The sequence below is a fragment of the Nodosilinea sp. LEGE 07298 genome (assembly GCF_015207265.1).
GTDB lineage: Bacteria > Cyanobacteriota > Cyanobacteriia > Phormidesmidales > Phormidesmidaceae > Nodosilinea.
Genome location: NZ_JADEXE010000268.1, coordinates 1 through 9,182, shown reverse-complemented (window position 1 = coordinate 9,182; position 9,182 = coordinate 1). Strand labels below are relative to the sequence as shown.

The window sequence follows — 9,182 nt, the reverse complement described above, 5'->3', positions numbered from 1 at the left end:
GCCCCGAAGGCCCACCCCTAGAGATTGAGCCGACCTACAACGCCATGTCGGTCTTGACCTATCGGTTCTTGCGGGTGGCCGTCGGCGAAAAACCCTGGCAAAAGTACCTTCCCACCCAGGCTGCCAAAGACTACTGGGCCGCCCGCCGCCATTTTGAAACCTGCTTGCAGTCGCGTCTAGACCTGGCCCTGCAGCTGCGCGACGGCGACCCCGATGCCCTGGCCAAAACTAGTCCTCTGTTTCAGCAGTCGATGCTGGTCAAAATTGCGGTTAAAGAACCTCGCTACACCCGCGCCAGCCTGCTGCCCGAAATTATTGAAATGCTGATCGCAGGTACCGATACCACCGCCCACACCCTCTCCTTTGCGGTGGGAGAACTGGCGCTCAACCCCGAGGTGTTTGAGACGGCCCAGGCCACGGTCGATCGCGTCTTTAAACACCATGAAACCATTACCCTGGCCAGCCTAAAGGAGCTGAGCTACCTGTCAGGGGTGATCAAAGAAACCCTGCGGCTCTATTCGGTGGCGTCGGGCACTACGTCGCTGCAGGCGACCCGAGATATGGTGGTCGATGGCCTAGAGATACCCGCTGGAACGCGTCTGTTTTGGTCGATGCTGGGGGCCGGTCGTGACCCCGATGCTTACCCACAGCCCGAAAAATTTTGGCCCGATCGCTGGCTGAGCACTGATCGCCAGTCTCCGCCCCCACCGATGATCGACTTTGGCTCTGGCCCTCACCGCTGCCTGGGCGAACACCTGGCCATGCTGGAATCGACCCTGATGCTGGCCTACCTGCTGCGCCACTTTAGCTGGGAGCTGGTGAACGGGCGATCGTCGCTGGAGAATTTGAAGCAGAATTTGCTGATCTACCCGGTAGATGGGATGCCGGTTTATCTTCGGCCGCGATCGCTTGTGGTTGCCCAGTCAGCATAGAGGGCCGCTAGACGAGCAGCGGACGACGCCCGTGGTTAGTCACTCTAGCTGGGCTGGCTCGGGTCTCTGGTGCTCGATTGGCAAGATTACGGTAAACGTTGAGCCTTGCTCTACGAAGGATGACAGAACAATTTCGCCCTGCATCAGCTCCACCAGTTGCGAGACAATTGCCAAACCCAGTCCTGTTCCCTGATCGGTTGCAGTTGTGGGACCGTGGTGGATGCGGTAGTAGGGCTCAAAAATATATTTCTGCTCAGCCTGGGCAATGCCAATGCCGCTATCGCTGACCGCAATTGACCAGCGGTTGTCATTCAGGGTTTCAGTAGAAATAGAAATATAGCCACTTTCGGTGTAGCGAATAGCATTGCTCAACAGGTTAGTGATAATTTGCTGCAGGCGTAGGGGGTCGGTTTGCACGGTTTTAGGGGCGCGATCGCAGTCTACCCGCAGGTCTAACCCTTTATCGCGAATTAGGGGCTCAACGATTTCTATCACCGACTGAATTAAATCGATCGGGGTAATGGTAACTATCTTCAGCTTAATTTGTCCGTCGCTTTGCTGAAGCTGCAGGGTATCGTTGATCAGCCGCAGCAGCAGTCGCCCACTGCGCAAGACTCGCTCAATACTTTCTAAGTGGGCGTAGGATTCTTTTAGGCTGGGCTGCTGCTGCTGACGCAGAAACAGATCGGCATAGCCAATAATTGAAGTCAGGGGCGTTTTAAGTTCGTGGGTGAGTTTTGACATGTTGTCGTGGCTAGCCCGTACCAGGCGGGTTAGCTCTTGGTTGGTGAGCTGCATCTGAGTTCTGAGCTTGTCCAACTCCTCCATGCGGCTTTGGGTGTAGCTGTCAAAGCAGCGAGCGATCGCCTCATCTACCACCGTATTGATTAACCGCGTTGCCCACAGCACATCTCTGGGTGAAGCCTGCACCAAATCGGTTTCCAATTCCTCAAAAATCACCGATCGCAGCAGGCGATATTCTCGCGCAATTTCTGCCGGTTCAAATCCCTGCTCTGCCCGAATCAAGCCATGTTCTAAACTAGCTTCATCAATAGTTTCAAAGTTTTCTAGCTCGCTATCGGCCAGCATATCGGCCAGAGATTGCAGCACCCTGGGCAGACTATCGCGCACTGCGTTGAACGTTAATTCATTGGTCGCCTCAATCTGCTGATCTTCAAAAACTGCACCAATCCACAAATCAATAATTGTGTCGCGCTTTTGATTCAGAATGGTGCTGAAATCCATCTTCATAAAGTCAGAGATTAGGCAAGCGTTTTTACGCTACTCCATAGAGATAGGCAAGGGCATCTAGTAAAAGGTATAGAGCCGTCTTGGCGGATGGCTTTATACCGCCCTCAGTAGCCCTGTAGCTCGTGATGCCTCTGGGAATGCTCAGAAGGCTACATCTCTAGAGTATGGTTAGAAAATAACCATTAGATGAAAATTTGCGGCCCTATGGCGACCCATAGTCCAGGTTGGTCTCTAGATCGTCGAAATACTCACTTTATTCAAGCTTTTCAGCCGCTATGGGGCTGGCTTTACGAAAATTACTTTCAGGTTCAAACTGAGGGGTGGGAGCAAATGCCTGAGGGCCAGGTAATGCTGGTCGGCTCTCACAACGGCGGCTTGGCGGCCCCAGACATGTTCATGATGATCTACGACTGGGTCAGGCGCTTTGGCCCCGATCGCCCCGTCTATGGCCTCATGCACCCCAAGGTATGGCAGGCGGTTCCGCCTTTGGCTAGCCTGGCGGAACGCGCCGGGGCGATCGCCGCGCACCCGAAAATGGCCCTGGCGGCCCTCGATCGCGGTGCCAGCATCTTGGTCTATCCCGGTGGTGCGCGGGATGTCTTTCGCCCATTTAGCCAGCGCGATCGCATTCATCTGGGCGATCGCAAAGGCTTTGTCAAAATTGCCCTACAGCGCCACCTGCCGATCGTACCGGTGGTTTCTTGGGGTGCCCACGACACGCTGCTGGTCTTAGCCGATATCTACCCCCTCATGCAGCAGCTGCACGACTGGGGTATGCCCTGGTTTATGGGCATCGATCCAGAGGTTTTTCCGGTGTATTTGGGGCTGCCCTGGGGCATTGCCTTTGGCCCCGTGCCCAATATTCCCTGGCCCCGACCGATCGCGACCCACATCGGCACACCAATCTATTTTGAGCGCTACGGTGCCGAGACCGCCCGCGATCGCCCCTACGTCGATGCCTGCTACAGGCAGGTCCGCGACCAGATGCAGCACAACCTCAACGAGCTGATCGCTAAACACGACAGGCGATCTGCACCTTAAACCCGGCCAGCTGTACGGTGGGCACTGCCCACCACTGGGGAAATTGTTTTTCAAAAGTTACCTCAAATCTGGGAGGCAGTGAGCGACTAGCGACTGTAGAGCTGAGTCATGGCCAGCAAGCGATCGCTCAGCGCCTGGGTCAGCAGGGTAGAACTGCGGTAGCGCCAGCGCCAGTTGCCGTCGTTGCGGCTGGGGTCGTTCATGCGGGCATGACCATCCAGGTCTAAGAGGTCTTGCAGGGCGATAATGGCCAGATCGGCCACCGAGGCCAGCGCCGTGCGAATAAACAGCCAGTTGATCGCCTCAATCGCGTCGGGCGAGGCGTAGCCAGCGTAGCGGGCCAGAAACTGTCTTTCGCTGTCGCTGGCCTGCTGCCACCAGCCGATGATGGTGTCGTTGTCGTGGGTGCCGGGGTAGACCACTGTGTTACGCGTGTAGTTGTGCGGCAGATAAGGATTATTGGGATCTTCGCCAAAGGCAAACATTAAAATGCGCATACCTGGGAAGTCAAAGCGATCGCGCAGAGCTTCCACTTCAGGGGTGATAATACCGAGATCTTCGGCCATGATCGGCAGCGTACCCAAAGCTTTCTCTAGGGCGGTAAAGAACCGCTCACCGGGCGCTTCAATCCATTCGCCGTTCATAGCGGTTTCTTCGCCAGCGGGCACTTGCCAGTAGGCCTCAAAGCCGCGAAAGTGGTCAACACGCACAATATCGACGTACTGCAACGTCACCTGAAAGCGCTTGATCCACCAGGCAAAATTGGTTTTTTCGATCTGATCCCAGTTGTAGACCGGGTTGCCCCAGAGCTGCCCGGTGGCGCTGAAATAGTCGGGCGGTACGCCAGCAATAAAGGCGGGTTCAAAGGTGTCGGGGTTGAGTTTAAAAATCTCCGGGTCGGCCCACACGTCAGAGCTGTTGTGGCACACGTAAATTGAAATATCGCCCACGATTTTGATGTTTTTGTCGTTGGCGTACTGGCGCAGGTTTTGCCACTGCTCAAAGAACTTAAACTGCAAAAACTGGTGGTATTGAATGGCGTCTTTTAGGGCTTCGCGCTGGGCTTGCAGGGCGTCGGGTTCACGACGGACGATCGCCGGTTCCCAGTAGTTCCAGCTTTTGCCCTCGTTAGCCTCCAGCAGCGCCATAAACAGCACAAAATCGTCTAGCCACGAGGCCTGCTCTTGGCAAAACTGTTCCAGTTTGGCCTGCTGGTCGGACGCCTGATTGCTTAAAAAGCGATCGTGGGCCAGCTTGAGAAAGTGAGTTTTGTGAGGAATAACTTTGTCAAAATCGATCTTTTCAGGGTCTACGTCGGTTAAAGGCGTTAGCTCGGTGGCCTCCAGCAATCCCTCGGCGGCCAGCTGCTCTAGATCAATCAGCAGCGGGTTGCCCGCAAAGGTGCTGAAGTTCATGATGTAGGGCGAATGCTCGTAGCCAGTCGGCCCCAGCGGCAAAACCTGCCACAGCGTTTGCCCACTTCTGGCCAAAAAATCGACAAAGGCGTAGGCGGCCTGCCCTAGATCGCCAATGCCAAAGCGGCCTGGTAACGAGGTGGGATGCAGTAAAACGCCACTGGCACGTTGAAAACTCATACGAATTTGCTACTGGATTGGGGATAACTACCGAATCTCGGCTGCATAAATCTGGTTTAATCGTCTGCCCTTAACCTGATCAAAACAGTTGGCAGAAAACGTCGCTCCGCAGAGTTGGCCATAGAAACAGCAACAGAATCGGCAATGTTATTCATAGAAGAAAGTGTCGGCTACAGGCATCCCCCCTAAGACTTGGATGGGGAGATGGGGTGCTGCATAGCCCATCCTAAAACGCGATCGCTCTTACCACCGGACGATGACGCCTTCTATCATTTCCGCTAGCGTAGGGGCTGGTATTGCGCGTGAAGGAAGCCATTGATTTTGAAGAATGATCCCCTGTGGTTTAAGAACGCCATTATTTACGAAGTGCCGGTGCGCGCTTTCGCCGACAGCAACGGCGATGGCATTGGCGACTTTCGGGGCCTGACCGGGAAGCTGGATTATCTTCAAGACCTGGGCGTGACGGCGATCTGGCTGCTGCCGTTTTTTCCGTCGCCGCTGCGCGATGACGGCTACGACATTGCCGACTACATGAATGTCAACCCCATCTACGGCACCCTGGACGACTTCAAAGATCTGATGCAGGCGGCCCACCAGCGGGGCATTCGCGTCATTATCGAGCTGATCGTCAACCACACTTCCGACCAGCACCCCTGGTTTCAGCGGGCGCGGCGGGCACCCAAGGGCAGCCCCGAGCGCGATTTTTACGTCTGGAGCGATACCTACGAAAAGTATCAGGAAGCGCGGATTATCTTCCAGGACTTTGAAACCTCCAACTGGACCTGGGATTCGGTAGCCAACGCCTACTTCTGGCACCGCTTTTACTCTCACCAGCCCGATCTGAACTACGACAATCCGGCGGTGGCTCAGGCCGTGTTCGACGTAATGGACTTTTGGCTGGAGATGGGGGTAGACGGCCTGCGCATGGATGCGGTGCCCTACCTCTACGAGCGCGAGGGCACCAACTGCGAAAACCTGCCCGAAACCCACGCCTTTTTGAAGCGGCTGCGCCAGCACATCGACGAAAAGTTCCCTAACCGCATGCTGCTGGCCGAGGCCAACCAGTGGCCCGAAGATGCCGCCGCCTACTTCGGCGATGGCGACGAGTGCCACATGAATTTTCACTTTCCGCTGATGCCGCGCCTGTTTATGGCCCTGCGGATGGAGGACAGCTTTCCGATCGCCGATATCCTGCAGCAAACGCCCGCCATTCCCGACAACTGCCAGTGGGGCCTGTTTCTGCGCAACCACGACGAGCTAACGCTGGAAATGGTCACCGATGAAGACCGCGATTTTATGTATCGCGTCTACGCCCAAGATCCTGAGATGCGGGTGAATTTGGGCATTCGGCGGCGGTTAGCGCCGCTGCTGGGCAACGATCGCCGCCAGATCGAGCTGCTCAACAGCCTGCTGCTGTCGCTGCCCGGCACGCCTGTGCTCTACTACGGCGACGAAATTGGCATGGGCGACAACGTCTACGTGGGCGATCGCAACGGCGTACGCACCCCCATGCAGTGGAACTACGACCGCAATGCGGGCTTTAGCAGTGCCAGCCCCCAGCGATTGTTTTTGCCGCTAATTGTCGAAGCTGAGTACCACTACGCCACGGTCAATGTGGAGGCCCAGCGGGCCAACTCCACCTCGCTGCTCAACGCGACGAAGCGGCTGATTGCCATGCGCAAGCACTTTCGCGCCCTGGGCAGCGGCGATTTTCAGCTGTTGCATCCCGAAAACCGCAAGGTGTTGGCTTTTACCCGCACCTACGAAGACGAGAAAATTCTGGTCGTTGTCAACCTGTCGCGCTTTGTGCAGACCGTCGAGCTTGATCTGGTCGCACTAAAGGGGTGGGTGCCGGTCGAGATCTTTGGCCGCACTGAGTTTCCGCCCATTGACGATCTGCCCTACTTCCTCAGCATTGGGGCCTATGCGGTCTACTGGTTTACCCTCAAACCCGCAGCGGTGCCACTACCGGCTACCGATCCTCAGACCGAGCTACCTACGCTGGTGCTCGATGGGGCGTGGCACGGGGCCTTCGCTCGGCTGCAGTCAGCCGAAACCCGTCGATTTGCCGGTAGTTTAGAGAATCTGCTGCCCCACTACTTGGCCAACCACCGCTGGTTTGGCGGCAGAATCCGCACGGTGCAGGCGGCTCGCATTATGGGGGCGATCGCCATTCCCTACGGCCACAGCCATGCCCAAATGGTGGAGCTGCACGTCGATTATATTCAGGGCAATCCGCAAACCTACGTGCTGTTTTTGGCTGTGGCCGAGGGCGACCAGGCGCTGCACCTGCTATCTGAAAACCCCAGTGCGGTCGTAACCCGACTCAAGCTGGCCCAAAGCGATGATGTCGCTGTGCTGTTTGATGCGATCGCCGACAAGCCATTTTTAACCACCCTGCTCGACGGCATTGCCCGGCACCAAATCTACGAGAATGCCACCGGTAGACTGGTCTCTACCACCACGGCGCTGTTTGATCAGCTTAGCGGGCAGCTCAGTGGGGGCGAACCCATTGATGCGTCTGAAGATGAGCCCAGCCAGCCCTTTGAGCCCACGCTGATCAAAGGTGCCCACAACAACACTTCGATCGCCTACGCCAGGGCCAGCGGGGTTACGGCCCAAAACCGCCTAATTCTAAAGCTGTTTCAAAAAGTGGATGAAGGCCAGCACCCCGATCTGGAAGTGCGCCGCTTTTTAGATGACCATCACCGCTTTACCAACATCACCTCGATCGCGGGTACCCTGACCTACCATCGGTCCGCCACCGAGCCGATCACGATTGGTATTCTGCAAGAGTATATTCCTGATACCCGCAGCGGCTGGGACTACACTCTTGATCATCTGCGCGACTTCTTTGACCTCGTTGTCATGGATCAATCCAATGTGTCCGAAGCGCCCATGCCTACGGGTTCGCCACTGGCCCTAGAGCCTAAATCCACCGGTAGCGCAGGTGCTACTGAGGTCTTTTTCCCGGTGCCCTACTGCCCGCTGCCCTCCCTTGAGTCTCAAATTCCGGCCTGCAAGGCGATCAACAGCTATTTGGCCAATATACAACTGCTGGGGCAGCGCACCGCCGAACTCCACGTCGCCCTCACCATTGATGCCGACAGTGACCCGGCCTTTGCGCCCGAACCGTTCACCTCGCTCTACCAGCGATCGATCTACCAGTACAGCCGCAACCTGACCGGGCAGGTCTTTTTGCTGCTCAAAAACCGGCTGAATACACTGCCCTCGGAGACGCGATCGCTGGCTACAGCCGTTTTGAACCAGCAGGATGTCTGTCTCCAGCGGTTTCAATCGGTTTTAGATCAAAAAATTACGGCCCTGCGGATTCGCTGCCACAACGACTACCACCTTGAACAGGTGCTCTACACGGGGAAAGACTTTTTCATCATCGACTTTGAAGGCGACCCGGCTCGCAGTCTAAGCGAGCGCCGCATGAAGCGATCGCCCCTGCGCGATGTCGCAGGCATGCTGCAATCGTTTTACTACGCTGTCAACGTCGCGCTTGATGACGAAATCGAAAGCGGCCTCAGCCAGCCTGAACAGCGACAACAATTGCAGCGATGGGCAGAGTTTTGGTACCGCTGGGTCAGTACGACGTTTATCAAAGCCTATTTAGACACGGCTTCCCTCGATGGCTTTTTGCCTCAGACTCAGCAAGAGATGGAGGTGCTGCTTGATAACTACGTGATCGAGCAGGCCATCTACAACCTAGGCCGAGAGCTGGTCGATCAAACAAACCACGTCAATATTCCCCTGCGGCGCATTCTGCATCTGTTAGAGATCGACCCAGATGAGGTTTCCCCCAGCTTTGAAGCTGAAAAGAATGTCTAGTACTCGACGGCTGAAATATGCCCACCATTCCGGCTCGCTTGGCTCCCTAGCTCCCCTGCTCCCTCGCGGTTGGCAATAGTCGTCACACTTATGCCGCTATCTACTAGGTTGAGATAGGCCCATCAACCAGCTAAATTTCTGAATTTGAGGAGGTTAGAAAATCTGGGCTGGCTGACTGCAGAAATGAATCAAACATTCAACGTCTCTGGCAAGGGCGCGCGGCCCACGAAGGCTTTTGGAGATCCCTAATGTCCTAACTCAAAGACCAGCTGAGTCCTCGGCATTCCCCAAGGCAAACACCTACCTTCGCTGCGCTTTGGGGTAAAGCCAAAACGCCAGCCCCTTGCTCAACCATGGCATAATGGGGTAAGTCAACAAAGCCGAGACAAAAATCACCGAAATAAACAGCGCCAGCAGCGGCGGCAGCCCGATCAGCAGCGGCCCCAGCAGTCCATTGGCCAATAAAATCAGCGGGTAGACCGCCAGCACCCCCAGCACCACCTGCTTGTAGTAGGGCGGGCTGGGC

At 56.0% G+C, this 9,182-nt stretch carries 5 protein-coding genes and 1 pseudogene; 3 read left to right on the top strand and 3 right to left on the bottom strand.

Translation table 11 applies throughout. From position 1 onward, the window contains the following. The coding region (locus IQ273_RS25995; RefSeq protein ID WP_194026044.1) for a cytochrome P450 at positions 1–932 on the top strand (932 nt) is incomplete at its 5' end. A 39-nt stretch (positions 933–971) separates the two neighbouring features. Here IQ273_RS25995 and IQ273_RS25990 read toward each other — a convergent pair. After that, a complete protein-coding gene (locus tag IQ273_RS25990; protein ID WP_228053894.1) occupies positions 972–2,183 on the bottom strand; it encodes a HAMP domain-containing sensor histidine kinase in 1,212 nt (403 codons plus the stop codon). Between the two features lie 186 nt (positions 2,184–2,369). Here IQ273_RS25990 and IQ273_RS25985 point away from each other — a divergent pair, with 186 nt between their 5' ends. After that, positions 2,370–3,224: a lysophospholipid acyltransferase family protein gene (locus tag IQ273_RS25985; protein ID WP_194026043.1), complete on the top strand. Its 855-nt coding sequence runs from the start codon at positions 2,370–2,372 to the stop codon at positions 3,222–3,224. Positions 3,225–3,310: 86 nt separating this feature from the next. On the opposite strand, the gene malQ is transcribed toward IQ273_RS25985, so the two are convergent. Then, positions 3,311–4,819 carry a 4-alpha-glucanotransferase gene (gene malQ, locus IQ273_RS25980; RefSeq protein WP_194026042.1) on the bottom strand — a complete coding sequence of 503 codons (1,509 nt, stop codon included), beginning with the start codon at positions 4,817–4,819 and terminating at the stop codon, positions 3,311–3,313. Positions 4,820–5,134: 315 nt separating this feature from the next. Between malQ and treS the strand changes: the two genes are divergently transcribed. Beyond that, positions 5,135–8,656, top strand: coding sequence for a maltose alpha-D-glucosyltransferase (treS, locus tag IQ273_RS25975; protein WP_194026041.1), 3,522 nt, complete (start codon positions 5,135–5,137; stop codon positions 8,654–8,656). A gap of 300 nt (positions 8,657–8,956) precedes the next feature. Here the strand turns inward: treS and IQ273_RS25970 are convergent. Next, positions 8,957–9,182 (bottom strand): annotated as a pseudogene (locus IQ273_RS25970) (antibiotic biosynthesis monooxygenase); the annotation flags it as partial.

What these genes read in the sequence shown, in the direction of transcription:
- IQ273_RS25990 (WP_228053894.1), bottom strand. Translation starts at nt 2,183, where the DNA reads ATGAAGATGGATTTCAGCACCATTCTGAATCAAAAGCGCGACACAATT.
- IQ273_RS25985 (WP_194026043.1), top strand. Translation starts at nt 2,370, where the DNA reads ATGAAAATTTGCGGCCCTATGGCGACCCATAGTCCAGGTTGGTCTCTA.
- malQ (WP_194026042.1), bottom strand. Translation starts at nt 4,819, where the DNA reads ATGAGTTTTCAACGTGCCAGTGGCGTTTTACTGCATCCCACCTCGTTA.